The sequence below is a fragment of the Erythrobacter sp. AP23 genome, assembly GCF_001542855.1.
In the GTDB taxonomy this organism is placed as follows: Bacteria; Pseudomonadota; Alphaproteobacteria; order Sphingomonadales; family Sphingomonadaceae; genus Qipengyuania.
Genome location: NZ_LNBY01000017.1, coordinates 72,374 through 96,236, shown reverse-complemented (window position 1 = coordinate 96,236; position 23,863 = coordinate 72,374). Strand labels below are relative to the sequence as shown.

General features: G+C 55.5%; 18 protein-coding genes. 6 read left to right on the top strand and 12 right to left on the bottom strand.

The window, feature by feature from the left end:
• Positions 1 to 133 precede the first annotated feature (133 nt).
• The 8 genes from pyc to ASS64_RS10300 form a co-directional block, all read right to left on the bottom strand.
• Positions 134 to 3,646 carry a pyruvate carboxylase gene (pyc, locus tag ASS64_RS10335; RefSeq protein ID WP_083508307.1) on the bottom strand — a complete coding sequence of 1,171 codons (3,513 nt, stop codon included), beginning with the start codon at positions 3,644 to 3,646 and terminating at the stop codon, positions 134 to 136.
• Positions 3,647 to 3,767: 121 nt separating this feature from the next.
• Positions 3,768 to 4,790: a 4-hydroxy-2-oxovalerate aldolase gene (gene dmpG, locus ASS64_RS10330; protein WP_067693830.1), complete on the bottom strand. Its 1,023-nt coding sequence runs from the start codon at positions 4,788 to 4,790 to the stop codon at positions 3,768 to 3,770.
• Between the two features lie 2 nt (positions 4,791 to 4,792).
• Positions 4,793 to 5,731, bottom strand: a complete 939-nt coding sequence (locus ASS64_RS10325; protein WP_067693827.1) for an acetaldehyde dehydrogenase (acetylating) — start codon at positions 5,729 to 5,731, stop codon at positions 4,793 to 4,795.
• Positions 5,728 to 6,513: a 2-keto-4-pentenoate hydratase gene (locus ASS64_RS10320; RefSeq protein ID WP_067693824.1), complete on the bottom strand. Its 786-nt coding sequence runs from the start codon at positions 6,511 to 6,513 to the stop codon at positions 5,728 to 5,730. The genes ASS64_RS10325 and ASS64_RS10320 overlap by 4 nt, the downstream gene beginning before the upstream one ends.
• A 276-nt stretch (positions 6,514 to 6,789) precedes the next feature.
• On the bottom strand, positions 6,790 to 9,189 hold the full coding sequence (locus ASS64_RS17060; protein WP_083508306.1) for a TonB-dependent receptor: 2,400 nt from the start codon (positions 9,187 to 9,189) through the stop codon (positions 6,790 to 6,792).
• Positions 9,190 to 9,230: 41 nt separating this feature from the next.
• The gene (locus tag ASS64_RS10310) at positions 9,231 to 10,715 is read right to left on the bottom strand and encodes a glutamine synthetase family protein (protein ID WP_083508305.1); all 1,485 of its coding nucleotides are present in this window, start codon (positions 10,713 to 10,715) and stop codon (positions 9,231 to 9,233) included.
• Between the two features lie 21 nt (positions 10,716 to 10,736).
• Positions 10,737 to 11,324, bottom strand: a complete 588-nt coding sequence (locus ASS64_RS10305; RefSeq protein ID WP_067693816.1) for an aromatic-ring-hydroxylating dioxygenase subunit beta — start codon at positions 11,322 to 11,324, stop codon at positions 10,737 to 10,739.
• Positions 11,324 to 12,646 (bottom strand): aromatic ring-hydroxylating dioxygenase subunit alpha, encoded by a 1,323-nt coding sequence (locus ASS64_RS10300; RefSeq protein WP_198147694.1) that lies wholly within the window; start codon positions 12,644 to 12,646, stop codon positions 11,324 to 11,326. Before ASS64_RS10300 ends, ASS64_RS10305 begins: the two co-directional genes overlap by 1 nt.
• Before the next feature lie 296 nt (positions 12,647 to 12,942).
• Between ASS64_RS10300 and ASS64_RS10295 the strand changes: the two genes are divergently transcribed.
• Genes ASS64_RS10295 through ASS64_RS16415 form a run of 5 tightly spaced genes read left to right on the top strand, consistent with a single transcriptional unit; the run spans position 12,943 to position 17,659 of the window.
• Positions 12,943 to 13,680 carry an SDR family oxidoreductase gene (locus tag ASS64_RS10295; protein WP_067693810.1) on the top strand — a complete coding sequence of 246 codons (738 nt, stop codon included), beginning with the start codon at positions 12,943 to 12,945 and terminating at the stop codon, positions 13,678 to 13,680.
• Positions 13,681 to 13,713: 33 nt separating this feature from the next.
• Positions 13,714 to 14,601 carry a VOC family protein gene (locus ASS64_RS10290; protein ID WP_083508303.1) on the top strand — a complete coding sequence of 296 codons (888 nt, stop codon included), beginning with the start codon at positions 13,714 to 13,716 and terminating at the stop codon, positions 14,599 to 14,601.
• Positions 14,602 to 14,628: 27 nt separating this feature from the next.
• Positions 14,629 to 15,471: an alpha/beta fold hydrolase gene (locus tag ASS64_RS10285; RefSeq protein ID WP_067693807.1), complete on the top strand. Its 843-nt coding sequence runs from the start codon at positions 14,629 to 14,631 to the stop codon at positions 15,469 to 15,471.
• Positions 15,468 to 16,697: an FMN-dependent L-lactate dehydrogenase LldD gene (gene lldD / locus ASS64_RS10280; protein ID WP_369815374.1), complete on the top strand. Its 1,230-nt coding sequence runs from the start codon at positions 15,468 to 15,470 to the stop codon at positions 16,695 to 16,697. The genes ASS64_RS10285 and lldD overlap by 4 nt, the downstream gene beginning before the upstream one ends.
• Entirely contained in the window at positions 16,694 to 17,659 is a 966-nt protein-coding gene (locus ASS64_RS16415; protein ID WP_083508301.1) for a PDR/VanB family oxidoreductase, read from the top strand. Before lldD ends, ASS64_RS16415 begins: the two co-directional genes overlap by 4 nt.
• 85 nt (positions 17,660 to 17,744) lie before the next feature.
• Here the strand turns inward: ASS64_RS16415 and ASS64_RS10270 are convergent, their stop codons facing one another.
• Positions 17,745 to 18,623, bottom strand: coding sequence for a LysR family transcriptional regulator (locus ASS64_RS10270; protein ID WP_067693801.1), 879 nt, complete (start codon positions 18,621 to 18,623; stop codon positions 17,745 to 17,747).
• A gap of 31 nt (positions 18,624 to 18,654) precedes the next feature.
• Here ASS64_RS10270 and ASS64_RS10265 point away from each other — a divergent pair, with 31 nt between their 5' ends.
• Complete coding sequence (locus tag ASS64_RS10265) at positions 18,655 to 19,314, top strand: type 1 glutamine amidotransferase (RefSeq protein ID WP_067693798.1); 660 nt, start codon at positions 18,655 to 18,657, stop codon at positions 19,312 to 19,314.
• Between the two features lie 965 nt (positions 19,315 to 20,279).
• Here the strand turns inward: ASS64_RS10265 and ASS64_RS10260 are convergent.
• Genes ASS64_RS10260 through ASS64_RS10250 form a run of 3 tightly spaced genes read right to left on the bottom strand, consistent with a single transcriptional unit; the run spans position 20,280 to position 23,775 of the window.
• Entirely contained in the window at positions 20,280 to 21,356 is a 1,077-nt protein-coding gene (locus ASS64_RS10260) for a beta-N-acetylglucosaminidase domain-containing protein (protein ID WP_255356033.1), read from the bottom strand.
• Positions 21,353 to 22,210, bottom strand: a complete 858-nt coding sequence (locus tag ASS64_RS10255; protein ID WP_067693792.1) for a protein phosphatase 2C domain-containing protein — start codon at positions 22,208 to 22,210, stop codon at positions 21,353 to 21,355. Before ASS64_RS10255 ends, ASS64_RS10260 begins: the two co-directional genes overlap by 4 nt.
• Positions 22,207 to 23,775 (bottom strand): sodium:solute symporter, encoded by a 1,569-nt coding sequence (locus tag ASS64_RS10250; protein ID WP_198147693.1) that lies wholly within the window; start codon positions 23,773 to 23,775, stop codon positions 22,207 to 22,209. The genes ASS64_RS10255 and ASS64_RS10250 overlap by 4 nt, the downstream gene beginning before the upstream one ends.
• Positions 23,776 to 23,863 lie beyond the last annotated feature (88 nt).

Genomic DNA, 23,863 nt, shown 5'->3' with positions numbered 1-23,863 from the left:
TCTCTATGGCACACCTCGGCGATGCCTCCATCACCGCGCTGCCCTTCCAAGACGATCTTGATCTTGTCTCCTGTGGAGAAGTGCCCATACGCTTGGCGCCGAAAGCGCGAAGCACTTTTGGATCGGCCCAAACTCACGGGCAGTTTTGCTTTGCACTATCTGTAGCTGCGTTGCGCACTGGATCAACTACGGCTTCCTGAATATCAGGTTTGATTACGCAAAGAAGCTGCTTGGGCTCGACCTGATCTCCGACGGCAACGGATACCTGATGGATGGTGCCATCGGCGGGAGCCGCTACAACGCTTTCCATCTTCATGGCCTCCATCGAGAGGATTGCATCACCCTTCTCGACCACATCGCCTTCCTGCACCAAAACCAAGGTTACTACCCCAGGCATCGGCGCACCGATCTGCGATGGGTCGCCCGCATTAGCGAGCTGGACCGCGCCCGATGATACGGTAGCCTTGCGCTCAAGCATGGTGATCGTTCGCGGTTGACCGTTAAGTTCGAAGAAGAGCCTGCGTTCACCTTTGTCATTGAGCTCACTGATGGCAATCAACGCGATGTTGAGCGTCTTGCCAGGCCCAATTTCGACTCCGATCGCTTCTCCGGCTTCCATGCCATAGAAGAAGGTCGGGGTGGGCAACCGGGATACTGGGCCAAACTGGACCCGAGCCTTGTCGTACGCGGTGAAGATTTGCGGATACATCAGGAAGCTAGCAAGATCGTCATCACCGATGTCGTGCCCGCAAGCATCTGACGCTTGTTTGCGTTCATCTTCAAGGTCCGCAGGGGCGAAGAGTTCCGCAGGGCGACAGCTATAGGGCGCCTCTTCGCCGAGCACTCGCGACTGCAGGTCACTAGGAAAACCAAGGTGCGGTTGACCCAGGTCGCCGCGCAACATGCCCTTAACCGATTCCGGCCAAGAAATTGACTTGCTTCCATCTGCGATATCAGCTGGTGCAATATTTTGTGTGACCATCATCAACGCCAGGTCACCAACTACCTTTGATGACGGCGTAACTTTGATGATATCTCCCATAAGATCGTTTGCCGCGTGATAAGCATGCGCGACATCATGCCATCTACCCTCGAGCCCCATTGATCGAGCCTGTTCTTTCAGGTTGGTGAATTGGCCGCCTGGCATTTCGTGCAGATAGACTTCTGACGCTCCACTCTGCAGGTCACTCTCGAAGGCAGCGTATTGGGCGCGCACAGCTTCCCAATAGTTGCTGAAACGGAAGATCTGCGCCTCGTCGAGACCCGTGTCGCGCGGGCCATGCCGCAGAGCCTGCGCCACCGATCCAAGACAAGGCTGGGATGTCTGTCCCGAGAAGCTGTCCATGGCGGCATCAATCGCATCAACGCCCGCTTCCGCCGCGGCTATCAGCGTTGCTGCCGCCGCCCCCGAAGTATCGTGGGTATGCAGGTGCAACGGCTTGTCGGTAACATCGCGTAGTGCCGCGACGAGGCGGCGTGCAGCTTCCGGTGTCAGTAGCCCCGCCATATCCTTGATCGCGATCAAATGGCAGCCAGCAGCGTCAAGTTGACGCGCTACCTCGCGGTAGTACTCCAGATTGTACTTAGATCTTTGCGGATCAAGTAGATTACCAGTGTAACAGATCGTCCCTTCCGCGAGCTTGCCGCAGTCGACAACGGTGTCGATGGCGACCCGCATGTTCTCAACCCAATTGAAGCAATCGAAAATCCGGAAGATATCAATGCTTTCCGCAGCCTGCCGAATGAAGTGTTGCACCACATTGTCCGGGTAATTGGTATAACCGACCGCGTTTGCGCCACGGATCAGCATCTGGGTCATGATGTTAGGCAGCTTTTCCCTGAGTGCGTAGATCCGCTCCCACGGATCTTCCTGGAGGAAGCGCATCGCCACGTCGAAAGTGGCGCCGCCCCAGCATTCCATAGAGAGAAGCCGCGGAAAAGCACGGGCGTAGTCAGGCGCAATCCGCTCCAAATCGATAGTTCGCATGCGCGTTGCCAACAACGACTGGTGCGCATCGCGCATCGTGGTATCCGTGACGAGTACGCGATCCTGATTGCGCAGCCAGCGCGCGAAGCCATCTGCTCCTTGCTCCGCGAGCACTTGACGCGTACCCGGCTGCACATCGCCTGTAATTCCCAACGAGGCTGGTAGGGCTGTCGTCCGCTTCGGCATCGGCCTGCCTTCAACGTCAGGATGGCCATTGACCGTCACATCCGCGATATAGGTCAGCAGCTTGGTCGCACGATCGCGCTTCTGCTTCGACGCGAGCAGTTCCGGGTGGCTGTCGATGAAACGGGTGTTGTAATCTGCTTCTCCAAATGCGGAGTGAGCGACAAGGTTTTCAAGGAAAGGCAGGTTCGTTGCAACGCCGCGGATCCGATATTCGCGCAATGCTCGCAACATTCGGGCCTGCGCTTCTTGGGGGTCGGCGGCCCAGGCAATTATCTTCTCGAGGAGCGGATCATAATAGCGAGTTACCACTGCACCGGAATACGCCGTACCGCCATCAATGCGGATGCCGTTGCCGAAGGCTCCACGATAGGCCGTTATTCGCCCATAGTCCGGGATAAAGCTGTTCTGTGGGTCTTCGGTTGTTACACGGCATTGGATAGCATGCCCTGAAAGCTTGATGGCAGATTGCTCCGGGATACCGCTTTCGTCGACATCCCCGATCCGCGTACCCTGAGCCAAACGGATTTGCGCTTTGACAATATCAAGCCCAGTCACCGCTTCGGTGATGGTGTGCTCGACCTGCACACGTGGATTGACCTCGATGAAATAGAATTCACTGCTAGAACGGTCGAGCAGGAACTCAACCGTCCCAGCGTTGCGATAACCGGTGTGACGACCAATCTTAAGCGCAGCCTCGCAAATCGCAGCTCTCTGGTCATCGTCGAGATAGGGCGCGGGCGCGCGTTCGATCACCTTCTGATTTCGCCGCTGGATAGTGCAATCGCGCTCGAAGAGGTGGACGAGCACGCCCTCTGTATCGCCGAGTATTTGAACTTCTACATGCCGCGCATCAGCAATCAGCTTTTCAAGATACACCTCATCGCGCCCGAACGCGGCTTTCGCCTCTCTTCGTCCCTCGTCGACTGCGGCATGCAACTGTGCCGGGTCCTGGATGGGCCGCATTCCGCGCCCACCTCCGCCCCAGCTCGCCTTGAGCATAAGTGGATATCCGATCTCCTCTGCGATACGCTCTGTCCCAGCAAGATCTTGTGGGAGCGGGTCGCTTGCCGGTATTACCGGGACATTCGCTGAGATCGCGACCTGTCGAGCCGAGACCTTGTTTCCCAGCATACGCATCGTTTCGGGATCGGGACCAATGAAGGTGATTCCATTCGTTGCGCAAGCCTCGGCAAAATCAGGGTTTTCTGACAATAGTCCATAACCCGGATGAATCGCGTCGACGCCTACGTCCTTCGCAATTCGAATGATATCGTCGATTGCCAGATACGCCTCGATCGGGCCCTTGTCGGGATCGAGAAGGTATGCCTCGTCTGCTTTGAACCGATGCAGGGACAACTTGTCCTTCTCGGCGTAGATAGCAACTGTCCGGATACCCAATTCGGTCGCAGCCCGAAACACACGGATCGCGATTTCAGAACGGTTGGCAACCAGAATTTTGCGAAAACCTACCATTAGACGAGTTCGACCCTCCTTGCGGGTACACTAGGGGCTTCAATGGAATCAGATAGGGCTCAGGAAGCACGTTTTGGATTCCAACTACAAAATGCAGTTGAGTGTCCATGCCGATGCATGTTCACGACTTCATCAAATCCAACGCAACATCGACGATCATGTCTTCCTGCCCACCGACCATCTTGCGGCGGCCCACTTCGGAGAGGATCGTTCGAGTATCGAGACCATAGTCCTGCGCGGCTTTCTCGGCGTGGCGCAGGAAACTGGAGTAAACACCGGCATATCCCAGCGTCAGCGTTTCGCGGTCTACCCGCACCGGGCGGTCCTGCAACGGTCGGACAAGATCTTCAGCAGCATCCATCAGTGCATAGAGATCGCAACCATGGTTCCATCCATAGCGATCTGCCGCAGCAATAAAGACCTCCAGAGGGGCATTGCCTGCACCTGCACCCATTCCTGCGAGGCTGGCATCCACGCGCAGCGCGCCGTTTTGCACCGCCACGATCGAATTCGCGACGCCGAGCGACAGGTTATGGTGAGCGTGCACACCGCGCTGCGTTTCGGGTTTCAGCACACGGTCATAAGCTTGCAGGCGCGCTACATACTCTTCCATGTTCATAGCCCCGCCACTGTCGGTGACATAAACACACTGCGCGCCATAGCATTCCATCAACAGAGCCTGTTGAGCCAGTGATTCGGGATCGGTCATATGGCTCATCATAAGAAAGCCCGATACGTCCATGCCTAGGCCGCGCGCAGCCTCGATATGCTGCTTCGATACGTCTGCCTCGGTGCAATGCGTGGCGATACGAACAGAGCGCACACCCATTTCGTATGCATGCTTCAGGTCATGCACAGTGCCGATGCCAGGCAGAAGCAACGTGGTCAGCACCGAGTGCTCGAGCACTTCGGCCACCGCGCCGATCCAATCCCAATCGGTGCATGCGCCAAAGCCGTAGTTGAAGCTAGAGCCTTGCAGGCCGTCACCGTGAGCCACCTCGATGGCGTCGACGTTAGCGGCATCGAGCGCCTTTGCAATTTTGCGTACATGGTCAAGATCGTACTGATGGCGAACCGCGTGCATGCCGTCGCGCAGGGTGACATCCTGGATATAGAGTTTGGTCGTTTTCGGATCGAAGCTCATGGTTAGCCTCCCTCATGCATTCGAGCAGCAATCTTCTCGGCGGTTTTCATGGCGGCAGATGTCATGATGTCGAGATTCCCCGCATAGGCAGGCAGGTAGTGTGCTGCGCCTTCAACTTCGAGGAACACTGAGACTTTGAGGCCAGTATACTTGGCGTCCATTTCCGGAATATGCAGCGGACGGTTGGAACCGATATGCTCAAACTGTACAGCCTGCTTAAGGCGGTATCCCGGAACGTAAGTCTGCACCTCGCTGACCATGTCTTCCACGCTTTGACGGATTGCTTCCCGGTCGCCATCCTCACACAAACAGTAAACCGTATCGCGCATGATCAGAGGCGGTTCAGCGGGGTTAAGGATGATGATCGCCTTGCCCCGAGTAGCGCCGCCGACATCCATAATCGCCTGGCTGGTAGTTTCGGTGAACTCGTCAATATTGGCACGAGTGCCTGGCCCTGCACTCTTGGAAGAGATCGAAGCAACAATCTCACCATAGTGCACTTTAGACACGCGGTTTACCGCGGCGACGATGGGAATCGTGGCCTGTCCGCCGCAGGTGACCATGTTAACGTTTTCGGCGTTTAGCGCATTCTCTCCGTTGACTGGTGGTATCACATAAGGACCAATAGCGGCAGGTGTCAGATCCACCATTCGCTTTCCCGCGCCTAACACCACCTCACTGTGCCGCTTGTGCGCGCCGGCACTGGTGGCATCGAACACGATTTCGATGTCGTCCCATTCGGGCAGTTGCACCAGCCCATCAATGCCTTCATAGGTGGTGTCCACCCCAAGACGCTTGGCACGGGCTAGGCCATCCGATTCAGGGTCAATCCCTACCATGGCGCCCATCTCGAGCACTTCTGAAAGACGCATAATTTTTATCATCAGATCGGTACCAATGTTTCCCGACCCTATGATGGCGACTTTAGTCTTCGCGCTCATTGAGAGACTCCATAGGTAAAGGTACAAGTGCCGATACCGCCAACCTTGGCGAGAACATGATCCCCCGGACGAAGCGTCACCATTGGGCCTAGCGCCCCGGCCAGAAGAATGTCGCCAGCTTTAAGTGGTTCACCACGCTGGGCCGAAGTTCGGGCCAGCCAGGCAGCAGCGTTGAGTGGACTACCGAGGGCAGCAGAACCAATCCCGACAGATGCCGTCTCTCCGTTGACCTGCATCTCCATCGGAGCGCCTTCCAGATCGAGTCCCTTTAGTGGCAGGCTCACGTCTGCCAAAACGAAGTAAGCCGAAGACCCATTGTCGGCCACCGTATCGGCAAAGGTGATTTTCCAATCTGCAATACGGGAGTCTACAATTTCAATTGCTGCATGGACGGTGGCGACGGCAGCAGCCACCTCTTCCGGTGTTGTATCGGCAGAAGGTAGATCCTGGTCGAGCACGAACGCAATTTCTGCCTCCGCCTTCGGTTGCAAACATTTCGCAGGTTCTAGCACGCCACCATCGGCCACACGCATATCGTCGAACAAGACGCCAAAATCGGGTTGATCGACGCCAAGTTGCTTTTGCACGGATTCTGCCGTCAGGCCCGCCTTACGACCCACAACTCGGCGGCCCTGCGCTTTCCAGAAAAGTGTATTGATCTCTTGAATCGAGTAGGCCGCATCTGCATCTGTTGGTGCAAGGAAATCACGCAAAGGGCCGATAGCTCTTTTGGTGTAGGCATCGCGAAGTAGCCGTGCTGCCTTGTCAAACTCATTATCCAAGATTGGTCTCCTTGGCCCATGGACGCCGGGCAAGTTCAGTACCAAGTACCGACCAGCCTAACTGGCTCTCAAAGCTCATACTGACGATTGCCAAACGAAACGATTAAACCTGCCTTTTCACCATCCTGAAGCGTTAAGAACTCGACCGAACGAGTTAGACAAACTTGCCCAAATCTTAGCCCATGAAGGAACAAACTCTGGACGTGATCAGGGAAGGAAAATTCGCCGACCCGCATCTTGGCTTTGCCTTGAAACGGGTCGGCATCTCCCTAGCAGTTAGAAGCTGTATCGCACTGATGCGCCAATCCAACGAGGCTGTCCAAAACTCTCATCAGTACAACCGCAGAGCGTTCCGAGATCAAAACGTTCGACATTGTAACGTTTGTCGAAAACATTTGTTACGAAAGCGGAAAGCAACCATGTCTGACTATCGTCTTCCCAAGAAACTCGGAAATTCTGCAAGAAGAAGTCGTCGAGCCTATGTGCCTGAAAATTGCGTAAATTTGACCATCTCTTGCCAGTATAGCTTCCATCTGCCTGTAGACCTAGCTCTCCCGAAGACAACGGGATATCATACCTCAATAGATAGGAGGCCTGATACTTAGGCGAGAAGACCGACTCCACGTCCTTCGTCAGTCCAGGAGCAAACTGCAAATCTTTGATCTTAGAGTCACTATACGCCCCTGAGACCACGGCTGTAAGTCCATCAAACGGCGTTGCTATTAGTTCAAGCTCTGCGCCTACGACCTTGGCTTGCTCATTGGTGATGAAGCCGGATACGTTGACGAAGGTGAAGGCTTGGTAATCCTTGTAGTCATAGTAGTACACCGAGCCATTCGCCCGCAGGTCGCCTTGAAAACCCTCAACTTTGAATCCGGCTTCATAGGACCAGAGCACTTCCGGGTCATATATCAATTGATCGGCCTGAATCTGGCTACCATCTGCAAGAGGGCCATTCACGTTGCCAGACTTGACGCCCCGATTCACGCCAGCATAAAAAAGATACCCATCGTCTGGCCTAAATTCCAGTTGCGCCTTTCCGAGCCAGAGCGTGTCGGCGAACTTTGCTGAAAAAGGAGTGGTTCCAGGTGGCTGTGGTACCGGACCCAAAAGCTGGAAAGGATCAGCCTCAATTCGACTTTCATCGAGGTTCAGATAAGTATTTTGCGCAAAGTCAAAATCTTTCTCCTCTCGAACGACGCGGCTGCCCAACACAAACCGGATTTGCGGACTCAAATCATAATCGAGTTGCCCATAAATCGAGTAGGAATTTGTTACGAGTCCAACTTCCGTCGTGAAATCCAATCCTGGATCATTCGGCCCAAGACCAAAGGCCCCCTTCAACACACCATCGCTAGCGAAAGGCAGACCCTGCAACGTGTCATTGTCAATATAGAGGTAGTAAAGGCCACCAACCAGATTCAGATCGCCACCATCGTAAGACAAATTTATTTCTTGTGACAACGTGTCTGTGCTAGCATCCGCCATATAGGTAAATACTTCGACAGGACTTGCATCGACGTCTAAAGAGGCAACCTTTGTAAAGCCTTTGTAGTCGGTGATCGACTTAAGTACAATGTCGTCACTCAGTTCGGTCTCGAATTCCGCCTGCAAACCCCAGCTCTTATACTTGTTTGCATTTGCTACTGCGTAGTTCGTATTGGTCCTGAAATCACCAACATTCTCGTCACGGTATCCAAAGAAACTGGAGCCAGGTGCGCGGCTCGAAACGGCCCCTACCGCAACACCTACTCCTCCCGGGCCAATGCCCGCACGAGTCTCGGTAGGACTTGCAAGAACCGAGTCAACCCAACGGCCGCTTGCATCAAATACAGGAACAATTGCTCCGGCTTCATAGTTGCCAGAGCTCTGGGTTGCGTTTGAATAGCTTGCGGTTATCCGCAAGGACGTGCCATTGCCTGGATCGAGTAAGAAATGAGCACGAGCGGCCTTTGTGTCACGATCATAAAGATCATCAGCACCAACAAACTCATTTTCGATCAGCGGGTCATGGCGGTCTAGAAGACCGGATACACGGATCGCTGCGACATTACCCAAAGGAACGGATACTGCCCCTTCCAAACGGATATTGTCATGCGATCCATAGAGCGCATCCACAAAACCCGTCGTCTCTCCAATAACAGGCTTGTTCGAAACATAGTGCACGAGTCCACCAGTAGCGTTCCGGCCAAAGAGAGTACCCTGCGGACCTTTGAGAACTTCAACCCGTTCCAGATCGAAAAGGCCAAAAACCTGACCTTGCTGAGGCGCGATATAACCGTTGTCCACATAGATTGCGATCGGCGATTCCACCGCGTCCAGAAAGTCGTTTTGCGCAACGCCACGAACCGTGAATTTTTGATTCTGCCCGCCTGTATCAGAAGAGATAAATACACCGGGAGAAAACTTCACGATGTCGGTGCTGTTAACGAGCCCTAACTCTTTAATCTGCTCCCCGCTGAAGGCATTTACAGCGATCCCAACATCATTGAGGTTTTCTTCACGGCGCTGGGCCGTAACTACGATGACCCCAAAGCCACCTTCATCTTGCTCGACATTCTCATCCTGACTAGCGTCCTGAGCCAACGCACCTCCAGGCGCCATTGCTGCAATGGCCATCGCCGACGCTGCGAAAAGGAACCGAAAACCCGGTTTCATTGGCAATTGATTAGACATAATTCTTCCCCATTTGACTTTTTTCTAGATCTTAAGTTTAATCAAAAGCGCTCAAAATACTCTCTGTGCTCCCAATCAGTTACTGTAGATAGGAAGCGATTGATTGCGTATTTTTGGATCATTAGGTAATAATTGACGAATTCTTCGCCTAAACTTTGCGAATACATGCTGGACTGCTCAAGTGCTTCGATGGCATGTATCAAATCGACCGGCATGATGGGCTTGTCCGAAAGCAAGACCGGGTCAGAAACGGGATCGCCCGGATCGATCTTGCGCTCGATGCCATCAAGTCCGGCGAATATCTGACTTGCCATATAGAGATAGGGGTTCGCCGCTGGCTCACCGACACGGTTCTCCAAGTGTGTGGTCTGGTCTCCCGGACCACCGATCAACCGAACCATCGCACCCTTATTGTGGTGCGACCAGGTGGCAAACTTTGGCGACAACGGGCTTGCATTAAGTCGCTTGTACCCGTTGATTGTTGGATTCGAGAACGCTGCTCCAGCCGCAAAATGCTCGATCAATCCACCAACAAAATTCCGGCCCAGATCCGAGATGACCTCGTCCTGAGAAAGAAACGCATTAACGCCAGACTTGCAGTCCACCAATGACTGATGCAGGTGCCAACCGGTCGAGAAAGCGTTCGGCAGGCCGGGGGTAGCCATAAAGCTGGCAATCATACCGCGACGCCGCGCGACTTGTTTCACTGCAGTTTTGAGATAGACAACCGCATCTGCCGCGTCGACGTCCAACAAAGGATCGAAGGTGATTTCGATTTGGCCCGGGCCCCACTCCGGCTCAATCATCCGCAGAGGCAGATCAAGGCCGATGAGCGCTTCGCGCAGATCCGCTATCAAATCACCTGCTCCATCGACAACATCGCTGGAAAAATACTGATAGCCATGCTGGAGAGGTGCGACGGCGGGAGGAGTGGCTGGCATCCCACTGTCTTCCATCGTCAGGCGACCGTTCGTCACGTTGAGTATTGTGCACTCAACCTCCACGCCGCCCATGAACTTCAGGCCCATCGCATTCAGGCGAGCGCACGCCTCCTGCATTTGGAAGCGTGGATCGAACGGGCATCTCAAGCCAGACCGAAGGTAGATATCTCCAAGGACCATGGCGCTCTTCGGCTCCCAAGGCAGTGACTTGAAGGTTTTAAGGTCAGGCAGGATGTACATGTCACCACCACCACCCATGTCTTCTCGGCCAAGCCCACCATCGGCGCTGAAAATCGGAACTGCGATATTGTTTGCCGTGTCCATTGACAGGATAGCCGACGTAGTGGGCATCCCGTTGCTGGCCACCTGGCGGAAATGGCGCGCCTCAATTGGTCGCGTTCGCAGGATGCCGTGCGCATCCAGGAACGATACACGCACGATCTCGATGCCAGCTTCTTCTATCAGATTGCCTACGCGCTTCAGTTCAGCATCGAACTCCTTTCCGTCCAGCTTGAGACGTTTACGAAGATCAGCTGATCCCAGCGCTACGTTTGCATCAATGCCTTTATTGGCAGACTGTACCATTTTCGTCCCCCGGCCAGTATTTCAAAGAAAGAAGCTTAGATTGCCCTGCGGCGCATCGGCATCAAGCAGGTTGACCCGTTTGAGTTCGATCAACCAACGACCTTCTTCACATCTAAGAATGAAGCCGTTCCAGCCCGACAATAGTCGTCCACCTTTTGGGCGATGCGTATTGAGTATGAAATTGCAGAGCGCATGAACTTCGTTCTCAGACACGGCCAGAAGCTCGATATTCGTATAGCAATGAGTGGTTCGGGTCGGCGGGATTTGAGAGTAGGCCTTGCCAGTCAGAATGCGTTCGACCCGCTCTTCCATGCGGCGCCGATCATTGAATTCCCAAGATACAGTCGAGGCCGGATCTAGTTGAGAGGCGTCGGCAGGCAACCAGTAGGCCGCATCGTCGGTAAATAGATCAAGCCAATCATCAAGTTGATGCCTGTCAATCAGTCGCGCTTCATGAAGTAGTAACGCCCTACACTCTTCCGCTACCTCCGCGGGTGGCTGGTCATCGGACGATATTTCGTCGAGCTCCATCCACGACCCGACAATCCGTTGAATCCGGCGGTAATATTCAAGATCGAAGTAGCCAGGCTGTGCCCCAGTGATCTCCATCACGCCTTTCCCCCCTCATTGGACTCCATGATCGTTCGCCAAGCCTGCCAATAAGCGCGGGCGTGTAGATCGGTCGAAACCGGCTCCTTCCAGAATCCATCGGTGTCAGTCTCGCCCAACCTGGAATCCATATGGCGCCCGATGTGCACCCATTCCGCTTCGGGAATTTCCTCAAGTCCGATCTGACAAGCCTCAAAGTTTGCTGTGTCATCAACCTCACCAAAGGACGGAAAATCTTCCTGCATGCGCATACGGACCGCATTAATCTCAGGCGGAACGTTGGTGAGCGAAGTCGAGTACCAGCGAACAATCGTCTCATTGACCGAAACGGGTTCAAGCACTTGAATCTGGTTTCCGATGATCATGAGATTCGGAAAGATGTTGAGGTTCATCCCCGAACCAGTCGAGCCATTAAGCAGCTTCAGCGCCTCTTCCTCGCCGAGGTCCTCATTCAACTTGCTCCAAATGGACTCTCTGCCCGGAAGCACATGTTGGCGCTCCCACGCGGAATCTGCATGCATCAAAGGACGCTGATCGAGCATTGTATGCCCATTGCCCAAGTCCTTCACCAAAAGCGGTAAGGCATCAAAGTCACCCTCGTAGTACGCAATATCTACGTTGCCGTAACGCGCCGAAAGCATGCGCAGCAGAGACTCGTGACTGAAGGGAACGTGGTACCCGTCGGCAGCGTTGTCGTAGACGCACTTCCAGTTGGTCCGCATTTCGAATGGCATTGAACCATTCTGGACCACCAGATCGGAACCCGGATTGCGGTCGAGCCACTCATCAAGCTTCTCGGCGGCACCGCCAAGATGCTCTTTCAGCGACAACTTCGTATCAATCGCCGCAAAAATGAAGCCCCGGTAGGACTCAACATGATCGGCCTTACTCAGATCATACGGAAAGTCGTCGGTCGACGCACCAAAGCCCTTCGGAAGCGGACGACCACGACAGCCGCCATCGTGACCAAAGGACCAAGCATGATAGGGGCATGTGAAAACCTTGGCATTCCCACTCTCTTCCCGGCACAAGGTAGCACCGCGATGGGAGCAACGGTTGAACAGCACATGAAGGTCGCCGTCCAGGTCACGCGTGACAATCACCGAGCGCAAACCCATTCGACGAGTCACAAAATCACCAGCATCGGGGATTTCGCTCTCGTGGGCGACATAAATCCAAGTTGAACCAAAAAGGCGCAGCATCTCATGCTTGAAGATTTCGGCATCCGTATACAATGCCCTGTGGACGCGACCCTCACCGAAGTAGTCGTCGTACACATGCTCAGCATAAGTAACGGAATTCTTGGCTGCTTCCTTTAGCAATTCACCCTCCACATCTGCGGATCTGCACGAGCACACGCTGTTCGCGCTTCCCGACTTTGAGCCTCGAAGGATGTAGAGGTTTGCCAGACAATGCCATCGGCGTTTCTGCAATCCTGATCGGCATATGAGCCGATGGCCAAACGCAATATTGGCCGCTTAGTGTGCAGGGCTCATATGAAATAGTGGGCTTGATTGGGCCCTAAGACAGAAGCGATGCACCTATCAGAAGAACTCCATCTTGGGCGGCTTCGGTGGGTTCGGCGACCCAGCGTTGGGTTGCATCACGGAGAGAGAGATTGGCGGAACTCAAAGGGAAGACTGCTCTGATCACGGGTGCATCACGAGGGATTGGGCGGGCAATTGCCCTACGCTTGGCCAGTGACGGCGCGAACATCGCCATTAACTATCATTCCAATAGCGATGCTGCGAAAGAGGTTGCGGACCAAGTACGGGGCATGGGGGTTAGGGCCTCTGATATTGTTGGCGACATCGCGCAGATCGGAAGTATTCCGTCCATATTCGACGCAGTTGAAAGTGAGTTTGGTGGTGTCGACATCCTTGTCAACAATGCCGGGGTGATGGCGATGGGCCCGTTTGAATCTCTTGACGAAGGTGACTTCGACAAGATGTTCGCCATCACCAAGGGCGTCTATTACATGATGCGCGAGGCTTCTCGTCGACTAAACGATGGCGGCAATATTATTAACCTGTCCACCGGCCTCACCAGAAACTGGGCGCCGAAGGCCGCCGGTTATGCCGGATCAAAGGCGGCGATCGAGCAATTCACTCGGTCATTATCGAAGGAGGTCGGTGTTCGTGGCATCGCCGTAAACGCGATTCTCCCGGGAGTCACCGAAACCGATATGACGAGCAATTTCCCAGAAGAGCGAAAGCTCGCTGCAAGTGCTCAGACTAGTTTCGGCCGCCTCGGCAGACCAGAGGACATAGCAGACGTTGTTAGTTTGCTAGTGGACAGGCGTGCAAGGTGGATCACCGGGCAACTTATTGTCGCCAATGGTGGAAGCACGCCTTGAAGTGATCCGAATCATTTAGGAGAGGAATTCGAAATGAGTGTAAGTAGTCTTGGCTATATTGGGCTTTCAGTCAGTGATCAGGAAGCTTGGAAGGCTTTTCTTGGCGATATTCTCGGAATGATGGAGGGCGTCCCCGACGGCGACACCACTCGAATGCGGATGGATGGCTACGCTTGGAGAATTGCCATTGAACCGGGCGAGGAAGATGATCTAGTTTATACGGGCTACGAGGTTCCAGATGTTGCATCCCTGCGTGACATCCGGGAAAGGCTTAGGAATATTGGGGTTGAAGTAACTGACGGTAGCCCGGAACTTTGTGCCCAGCGTGGTGTAATGGGCCTCTTTCAATGCGAAGATCCAAGCGGACTGCAAATCGAAGTTTTCTATGGGCCGAATGTATTAACCGACATTCCGTTCGTATCTCCCGCGGGAATCAAGGAATTCGTCACAGGTGAGCAAGGCCTTGGGCACATCTTCATGGAATCGTCAGATATAGATCGTCTGCGCGAATTCTATGTAGAAGGCATGGGATTCGAGATGTCCGATATTATCCACATGCCGCTTGATCCATCAACGCCAGATGTCAGCGTCGATTTAGAGTTTTACCATTGCAACCCCCGCCATCACACGATCGGTTTGGCACCGGGCGGTGGCAATAAGCGTATGCATCATTTTATGCTCGAAGTGCCTACAATGGACGACGTGGGCTTTACGATCGACCGTGCTGAGCGGGCTGGTGTGCCCGTCCCGATCCCTCTGGGGCGTCATTCAAACGACCTTGTGACCTCATTCTATATGGTTTCACCATCGGGATTTGCCGTAGAGTTCGGCTATGGGGGTATCGTGATCGATGATAATTGGAAACTGGCTCGTCACACCACCCCCAGCATGTGGGGGCATCGTGGCCTTGGTGGGCGCTGAGCGAACGCAGAGCAAGGGAATTCAAGCATGAGCAATATCAAGAGCGGCGACGTTGATGTCGCAGGCGTTCGCGTGCATTACGACGAAGTTGGTGAAGGAGAGCCCGTCCTCTTCTTGCACGGGGGTGGTCCCGGGGCGCACGGCATGTCGAATTTCGTGCGAAACATGGAGTTCTTCGGCGAACACTACCGGGCGATTACGCTGGATTTCCCTAGCTATGGTGCCTCGGAAAAGGTTCGGATAGATTCTCCAGTCTGGGGATACTACGGGAAAGTCGTCGGAGATTTTATTGATGCGATGAATCTGGGTAAAGCCCATCTCGTAGGCAATTCGCTGGGCGGTGCAGCATCGCTTATGCTGGCACTGCGTGAACCGGCAAAGGTAAACAAGCTTGTGCTGATGGGTTGTGCTGGCGGATACGGCGTTTTGGGACCCGCACCGACCGAAGGCATCAAAGCGCTTCTGGCATTCTATGAACCGCCGGGGCCATCAAGAGAGAAGTTGCGAGCATTTTCCGAAGCACTCGTTTACGATCCTTCGCATGTTACCGACGAACTGATCGAGGGACGCTTCAAGGTCGCCAGCGATCCAGAAAGCGTCGAGTACATGCCGATCCGCCTGCGCGACGGCAAGCCTCCTGTAATGGAAGAAATTTGGCGCGAGCGATTGGATACGGTAACTCACGAAACGCTCATGATCTGGGGCCGAGACGATCGGGTAAATCCGGTCGAACAAGGATTGGTGCTTGCCCGGCAAATGCCTAATGCGAGGCTGCTGGTCTATCCCAAATGCGGTCATTGGGCACAGTGGGAACGCGCCGACGAGTTCAACCGCGATGTTCTTGCATTCCTTTCGGATTCCCAAGGATAACGCCAGTGCAGTCGGTTTCGGACCTCCGTGAAGCAGCGCGGCGGCGACTACCTCCTTTTCTGTTTGAATACATCGATGGCGGGGCTTTCGATGAGCAGACCATGCGCCGCAACCAAGAAGACTTAGGTGCTATATGTTTGCGGCAGAAAGTGCTGCGAGATGTATCTCAGATCAGCACTGAAACGGAACTGTTCGGGCAGAAATTGACCAGCCCAGTGCTCTTAGCGCCGGTTGGGCTCGCAGGAATGAACTCTCGCCGGGGCGAAGTTGCTGCCGCACGTGCCGCGCATCGTTATGGCGTGCCGTTTTGCCTCTCGACCGTTTCGGTTTGTCCGATCGAAGAAGTGGCAGCTGCGGTAGCGGCACCAATATGGTTTCAGCTCTACATGATACGCGATCGGGCATTCATGCGCGATCTTCTTCAAAACGCTCTGGATGCGGGGTGTAAAACCTTAGTTTTCACCGTTGACATGCCGGTCCCGGGAACCCGTTATCGAGATTATCGCTCAGGCCTAGCCGGTGCGTCCGGCATAACGGGTTTCGCGAGGCGCTGCCTTCAGGCAGCATTTCGTCCGCACTGGGCATGGAATGTCGGGATTATGGGGCGCCCCCATACGCTCGGAAACATCGCGCCATCACTGCGCAAGCGGCCTCCGCTAGAGGATTTCTTTGCCTGGATGAGCGCAAACTTCGATCCGACTGTGACTTGGAAGGATCTTGAGGAAATCCGGGCCTTGTGGCCAGGTTCGCTAGTCATCAAAGGCATACTTGATAGCGAAGACGCAATCGCTGCGGCCTCGATGGGCGCCGACGGCCTCGTGGTATCGAATCATGGAGGACGGCAACTTGACGGTGCAGTGTCAACCATTCGCGTACTGCCAGCAATTGCGGATGCTGTTGGTGACCGAGTGGCCGTTCTTGCTGACGGCGGAGTTCGCTCGGGGCTTGATGTAGCGCGAATGCTTTCTCTTGGGGCACGCGGCGTAATGTTGGGTCGTGCTTGGGCCTACGCACTTGGTGCGAAGGGCGAAAAAGGTGTCTTCGGAATGCTCGACCAGATAGAAAAGGAACTGCGAGTTACGATGGCACTTACAGGTACGCAAAGAGTTGAGGACTTCGGCCCCGGGGTTCTGGATGTTGGTTCAGGTTTTGCGTCGATCAAGGCATCGCGCAACGCTAGCGAGCACACGGGCGCTCATGCTCAAAGCTCGGGAGCGCGCAAATGACCGAACTTGATCTATGCCAAGTTCGTATTCGCAGCCGCCGTCGAGAAGTAAACGGCATCGTATCATTGCAGCTTGAACCTTGTGAAGGTGAACACCTTCCCGCCTTTTCGGCCGGAGCGCATATCGATTTGCTGCTACCCAGCGGCACTATTCGACAATATTCACTCTGTTCAGATCCGGAACAGCACAGTTCTTATCGCATCGCGGTTCTGCTTGATCCCCAATCAAGGGGTGGGTCGCGTGAAGTTCATTCGCTGGCCGTCGGTCAAGAACTTTCGATAGGAAAGCCTCGAAACCATTTTCCTCTGGCCGACAATCACGATAGTGCTGTTCTGGTCGCTGGCGGCATTGGTGTAACGCCAATGCTGGCAATGGCGCAGACTCTTCACAGGCAGTCTGTGCCCTTTACCTTTCATTATTTGACGCGCTCGCGCTCATCCACAGCCTTTCGGAAAGAACTGCGTTCCTCCGCATTCAGCGATCATGTCCATCTGAGGCATGACGATCAGCAGGGCGTAGCCGATTCGGCCGGTCTTGCAGAACTGATAGGAGAGCCCAGAGAAGATCGCCATTTGTATGTGTGCGGCCCGCAGCCACTCATCGGCGCGACCGTAGAGGCCGCTCAAGCCACTAGGTGGAGCGATGAATTCATCCATTTCGAACACTTCAAGGCCCCAAACGATCCGGTTGATGGTGATCCCGTCACCTTGCGACTAGAACGATCCGGCAAGACTGTTGAGGTGCCGGGCGACTGCACCCTCGCCAAGGCTCTTGCTAACGAGGGCATCAATGTCCCGGTGGCATGCGAGCAGGGTATCTGCGGAACATGTGTGGTTTCGGTGCTCGATGGGACACCCGATCATCGTGATACGTTTTTGAGAGAGGAGGAACGCAAAGAAGGCAAACGAATGGCTTTGTGCTGCTCGCGCTCCCTAACGCCAAGCCTCACGCTCGATCTGTGACTGTGTTTCGAGCAGAATCTTGCTGCATCGGATTGAGGCAATCCTACCTCATCGGAAAATGCGAATTATATCTCAACCCGGTCCGTTATGCAAAGCGCTTAGGGAACGCCTCGATAAGCAGGTCGAGCGTTTTTCTCACTTTGGGGACGTTGGCTATCTCCGGACGAATGAGAGCCCAAGCGTCAACCTCAATATCGGACTCTGAACTCCCGAAACGCTCGAGCAATGGGCTCTTCCTTGCCAAGAAATGGGGCAGTAGTGCAATGCCGGCCCCGACTTCGCACAACCGAAGCATAACAGGGTAACAGTCGACCATGATTGTCGCCGCTCCAATTCCGCTGTGGTCACTGGCCTTTATTTCATCGGCGAGTTCAAACTGGTGGTCCGAATGCGGATAGTGAACACCGAGTGCAACAAGATTGTGCCTATCAGTCCCCCGCACTCGTTCCAGATATTCGCGCGAGGCGTACAACCCTATCCCTACACTACCAAGGCGACGGAGCTTCTCATCGCCTTGTTTTGGCCTCGCCATCCGTATCGCTATGTCGACGCCATCACGCCGGAGGTCAACGATTTGCGGTTCCGTGGTAATATCGAGCAAGATTTCAGGGCTGTCATCGCAGAAATTGGCAAAGTCTTCGGCCAAGTCAATCGCAAAGAGGTCTATCAGCGATATCCTGACTGCGCCCGTCCGCTGCCCAGACTTGCTAATATCCAAAAATTGGTTCGCGTTTTTTTCCATCCGCAACGCCTGCTCGACAAGGCCCGACTGATCTTCCGACAAGAAAAGTCGACCTTCGCGCCGGGTGAATATGGGGGCACCCAGCATACGTTCCAGATGGCTCAACCTACGACGAACGGTCGACTCATCCACTCCCAATTCAGCCGCCGACTCAACAAAGGTGCCCGCACGATAGATCGTGAGGAACGTCTTTATCAGGCTCCAGTCGATGCCAGACGACACATCTTCTCCTAACGCAACTCAAGGATAGTTTATGACGCAAAGAACGGCGGTTTTCCAGCACTTTAGTTTCCCTTGCCTCGGGCATCTGGGCACATTTCTTGACGAAAGCGGGCAACCTTATGAAACTAGGGTTTATTCCGACATTAATGCATCGAATTGGGGCGATTTTGATACTGTGGATCGCCTGATCCTGCTTGGTTCGCCTGCTAGCGTCAATGATGATGACGATTGGATTAATTGGATGCGGAAGCTTGTAGAAGAACACCTCATGAAGGGTAAACCTACCTTTGGGATATGCTTCGGTTCACAACTAATTGCTAGTGTGTTGGGTGCCGAGATTGCACGCCTCGACAAGCCGAGGATCGGCATTCGCCCCCTGCATTTCCCTAACGATCCACTTTCATCGGGGGACTGGTTTTGTTTCCACGAGGACCACATTCTTCCTTTCGAAGAGATAGGCGCAGCGCATGTCGAAGGAGAAACGGTCTATCAGTTCGAATACGGTAAGACAATTGGTGTGCAGTTTCACCCCGAGTTCGACGAAACCACGGTCAGGACCATTGCTAACGCGATAGGGGAAGAGAACCCATACTACTCCAGGCTGATGGAAGCACTTGAGGAGATTCCGGCTTCGGGTAGAGATCGTGCCTTCAGTCTGTTTAGTCGAGTATTCGATCATATGGCAAAATGAATAGGACGATCCCTGAATGAGTCTCCGCGGGTTTCCGGTATGAGTCCGTGGATTTATCGATCGTGGACGTGACAGGTTTTGATGCCGCTCAAATGGGGGTTCTGTTTGCTTGAAAGTAAACAAAAATCCAATGAAGCGGAAGGATGAGTTCTGTTTTGAGGCGGTGCAGAGTGCGCGTCGATGCAGTCTGATGCGCAGGTGTATGGCGCACAATACCTAGACTAGCGTTACGACACTGACCAGGTGGATCAGCACGCATCGGCATAGCGAATTGGCACCCCAGAAAACCGGAGCCTGGCACAGGGGCTTGGACTGCATCGGCGGGAGAGTTGTATCCTTCGGGAGGAAAGGGATATCCCCAACAAGGCTACTCTGCAATAAGGACTCGGCTTTGACGACTAATCACATAGCAAATCAGAAAGCGCCCCCGCTCATGACTTAAAGGCAAGACATCGCTGCGCGCACCAAAGGACACTCGTAGGTCCGTCGCTACGCCGTCTTGTAGAAGAAGCCGCGGTTAGCCTAGTTTGGCCTTCTCACCTTAAGGCGCGTGAAAGCACCTCGCGCCTAACCCACCGCTGCCTCACCGTTGGGGCAATTGTGGGAGCTGCAACATCTGGCAATCAGAATTTGATCTTAGGATGAGATGTTTAGTCTTTCAGTCTTGTCACCTCCGTCTCCGCCACTTCCTTTGTTCCAGGAATGCGTCCGGGCAGCATCTGCAGATATTCCCAGATGTGTTCCCCGGCAGACGCAGCGGTTTGTCGCACGCTCCCAGGAGCCGCTTCCCGACCTAGCGAGCATGGGCGCGCCTAAGCTAGACTGCTCCAGAATAGCTGGGCTGTCAGGTGAGCATAGGACTTCACCGGATCGGACCGAGGCGAGAGAGCAGTCGATCCGTCGAGGACTCTTGCAGGTCTTGCGTGCCTTGGAGCGCGGGCGATGACGGTAGTTTCCGGTCCCAGTCAACCGGTCAGGCAGTCGGGATCGAATTCATATTCATTCGCCAACCAGGCGACCACTTCGCTTGCATGTGGCCCACCAATTTCGCGGAAGGCACCGGCGATCAACTCCTGTTCCCGGTCGGAAAGGAGATCGAGCCCACGTTCACAAAAATCATCGACGTGCGCGAGTATCGCACCCGCCGCCCGGCCGGAAACGCACGCGCGGACCGAATCTTCGAATGCAGCGTCGGCGCAAGAATTGACCGGGTCGCGAGCCAGCCTGCCAAGCGCGTGTAGCGGTATCTGCGAAAGGTGGGGCTGCACCATCGGATTCGCAGCGTAGCCCACCAGCTGCCCGGACATCAGGGGACCCCTCCCCTGCACTCCTTTCAGGAAGAGATAGCGGCTCGTCCGAGCACCATCGTTGACGGGATAGTTGTCCCACAGGAACGGTTGCCTTCCCATGCGGGACGTCACCTCGCGTATGTGATCCAATCCGATCGCGTCGCTGACGACTTTTGGTCCCGTCCAGAAGATACCGACGTCGGGCGCGATACGATGGGATAGTTCTTCCAGGTAGCGGGGCGGCGGTTCGCCGAAGATCGAAGCCAAAATGGGATCGTCCGAATAGTAGGTCGGGCAAACGATCACGCGGTGTCCCGGCCAGTGGTCGCGGACGAATGCGACGATCTCTCCCTGGAAGCTGGCGAGTTGCGGGCGGTCGCCACGCATGTCGTCGAACAGGAGGCTCAGCACACGGCATCCGCGATCATGCAAGCTGATAAGCTTCGAGCGGAGCCTAGCCCGGTTTTCCCGCGACCAGTCCTCCCATATCTCCAGTGGGCTCAGTCCGACTCCGAACTCCAGACCGGATTCGCGGGCCGTCGCAGCCATCTCCTCGAGTTGCGAGTTTTCTTCGCGCGTGAAGTCGCGTTGCCACTCGCTCCGCAAACTCCGGTCCGACTTTGGCGCATAGATTGCGCCTTCGTATCCCCACCGCCCGATCAGTCGATAGTTCGCCAGCCGCGCCTCCATGGGCCAAGGCGTCCCGTAAAAGGCCTCGATGAGCCATAGGGGTGTACGCCAAGATTGCGTCACAGATCGGCCGCCTGGACGTAGAGGCAGGTGGCATCGTCATGCTGTTTGAAACGTGGGAAAAGCTTGCCAAGCGGATCCCGGCGCTCGGCCTGGCGTAGCTCGGTGAGGACCGCACCGAGATCGCTTTTCTCTATCCGGACGAATAGATCTTCCGCGGTTCCCAGACGGAAGAGATCGTACCAGCGCGAAAATCCGTCGCTCATGATGGCAAAGGCCGTCACTCCTGCGGGCAGATCGCGCTCGCTCACGAGAGCCTGGTGCGGAGGACGGATGCCCCCCACGGCATAGCCTTCCTCGAGATTCATCACCTGACGGTTCTGTTCGAGCACCGGACGGATCATTTCGAGCAGCCGATCGTAATCTGCATCGGGCGCACGGGCCCGCGCATCCTGCAAGGCATCGAGCGAGCGTTGCTCGAACCGAGCGAAGCCGGGATCGACAATTGCCTGCACGCGCCCGTTTGCGGGATCGCGGTAGAGGACCGGGCAATCCGCCAAGCAAAGCACCGACCAGCCGTCAGTCGTCTTGCGGACCAGGCTGAGCGCCGCGGACGCTTGCTCGAGCGCTTTGCGGACCGGGGCAGGCGCAGCGGGGAATCTCGCCTCCAACCGGTCGCGGACCCCGCTGGAGAGGCTCGCCAAGAATGTCCGGGTTCCTTCCGAAACATCGAATGGACACCGATCCTGCAATTCCGCCTGATAGGCTTCAACCAGCCACCAGGCGGCTGTTCGCCCCTCGAGCTGCACCTGCGAGATATCGGTTGCTCCATCGAGCACCCAGGCCGCGCCTGCTGCGTATCCGAGCCGATCCTCGTTTCCGAGAGCGGACCTTCCCTCGCTCAGCGCGTGGATCATCGGGTCATCATGGGCTCGGGATGCCGGGGTTCGCTCGCAGAGATGGGTGCGCGCACGCTGATGGCAACGAGGAATGACAGCGCAGAGCCCGCGAGCAGTTTCCAGGAGAAGGCGAGCGACGTCACGCTGTCGGGGACCCCGATTGCGCCGCCGATTCCCGCTTCGCCGAGTACCATTGCAAAGAAGCCCACGACCAACGCCCAGATGATCGAGGCCTCGCTTCCTCGTCCGGTGAATACGGCCGCGGCAAACACGCCGAGCAGGCCGGCATAGGCAAACACCATCACCTGCAGGGCGAATTCGAGGAGGGGCAGGTCGGACTGACGTTGCCAGAAGAAACAGACCAGCGCCATCAGGCCAAGGACGACGGCGATCACGACCATCGCGATCCGCCCGACGAACACGGTCCGTTCTTCCGACATCGGTCCCGCCCATGGCTTGTAGAAATCGGTGACGACGACCGAGGTCATCGAACTGAGACCCGAGGTCAGCGTGGAGACCGCCGCGGCCACGATCGCCGCGCCGCACAGGCCTTTCAGCCCGTCGGGAAGTTCGGTCAGGATGTAACGCATGAAGATCGTCACGCTGTCGAGATCCTCACCGGTGACGGGAATGCCGGTCAAATCCCCGCGGTCGTAGAACAGGTGGAGCAATTGCCCGATGCTCAGGAAGATGAAGATGATGGGCAGCGCGCCGATGGTCGACCAGAACAGCGCGCGCCCCGCATGTCGCGAGCTCTTTGCAGCAAGAAGGCGCTGGGTCGTATCCTGGTCGAGGCCGAAATTGCCGATGTTGAGCAGCACCACACCGGTCAGCGCCGCTGGAATGGTGAACGGGTCGTCGAGCGTGAACGAAAAGTCGAAGACAGTCAGCTTGCTGTCTCCCGATGGCGGGGAATCGAGCGCCGCGAGCACTTGCTCGAACTCGAGACCGAGCTGCATGTACAAAACGTAGAGGACCACCACGGCCGTCCCGACGTAGACGGCGAACTGCACGCCGTCGCTCGCGATGACCGATCGCAATCCGCCGACCAGCGTCAATGCCAGTCCCAGCAGGACAATGATCGCGGTGGCCAGCGCGATGGCCGCGAAATCGGCGCGCATGAACAGGATCATGGCCACGGCGAGCGCAGCCATGAACAGGCGCGCGCCATTGGCGAAAATACGGCCGACAAGATACATGGCGGCGGCACTGCGCAAGGCCAGAACACCGTAGCGCCGCTCGAGCAATTCATAGACCGTGGTGACGTTCTGGGCATAGAATCGCGGAAGCAGAATACTCGCCACCGCGACGCTCGCCAGCACCGCGCCGAACGATCCCGCGAGATAGGTATAGTCCGACCGATATCCGAAGTCGGGACCGCCGAGGAACGTCGCCGCCGACTGCGTGGTCGCGAGCACGGAAAAGGCGATCAACCAGCCCGGCATCTGTCCGTCGGCCAGGAAGTATTCCTTGGCCGATCGCGCGCCCCGCCGCGAAAGGTACCAGCCCAGCGCCGCATTCCCGACGAGGTACACTGCGACCACCAGCCAATCGATCGCAGCGAAACCAGAAGTCATGGACATGGAGTGCGCACCCTAGTTCTTGGGCGCTCGGCCCGGTTCCCTCCGACGCCGAAGGCAACGACCGGTTGGAAGGGAAACCAACCGGTCG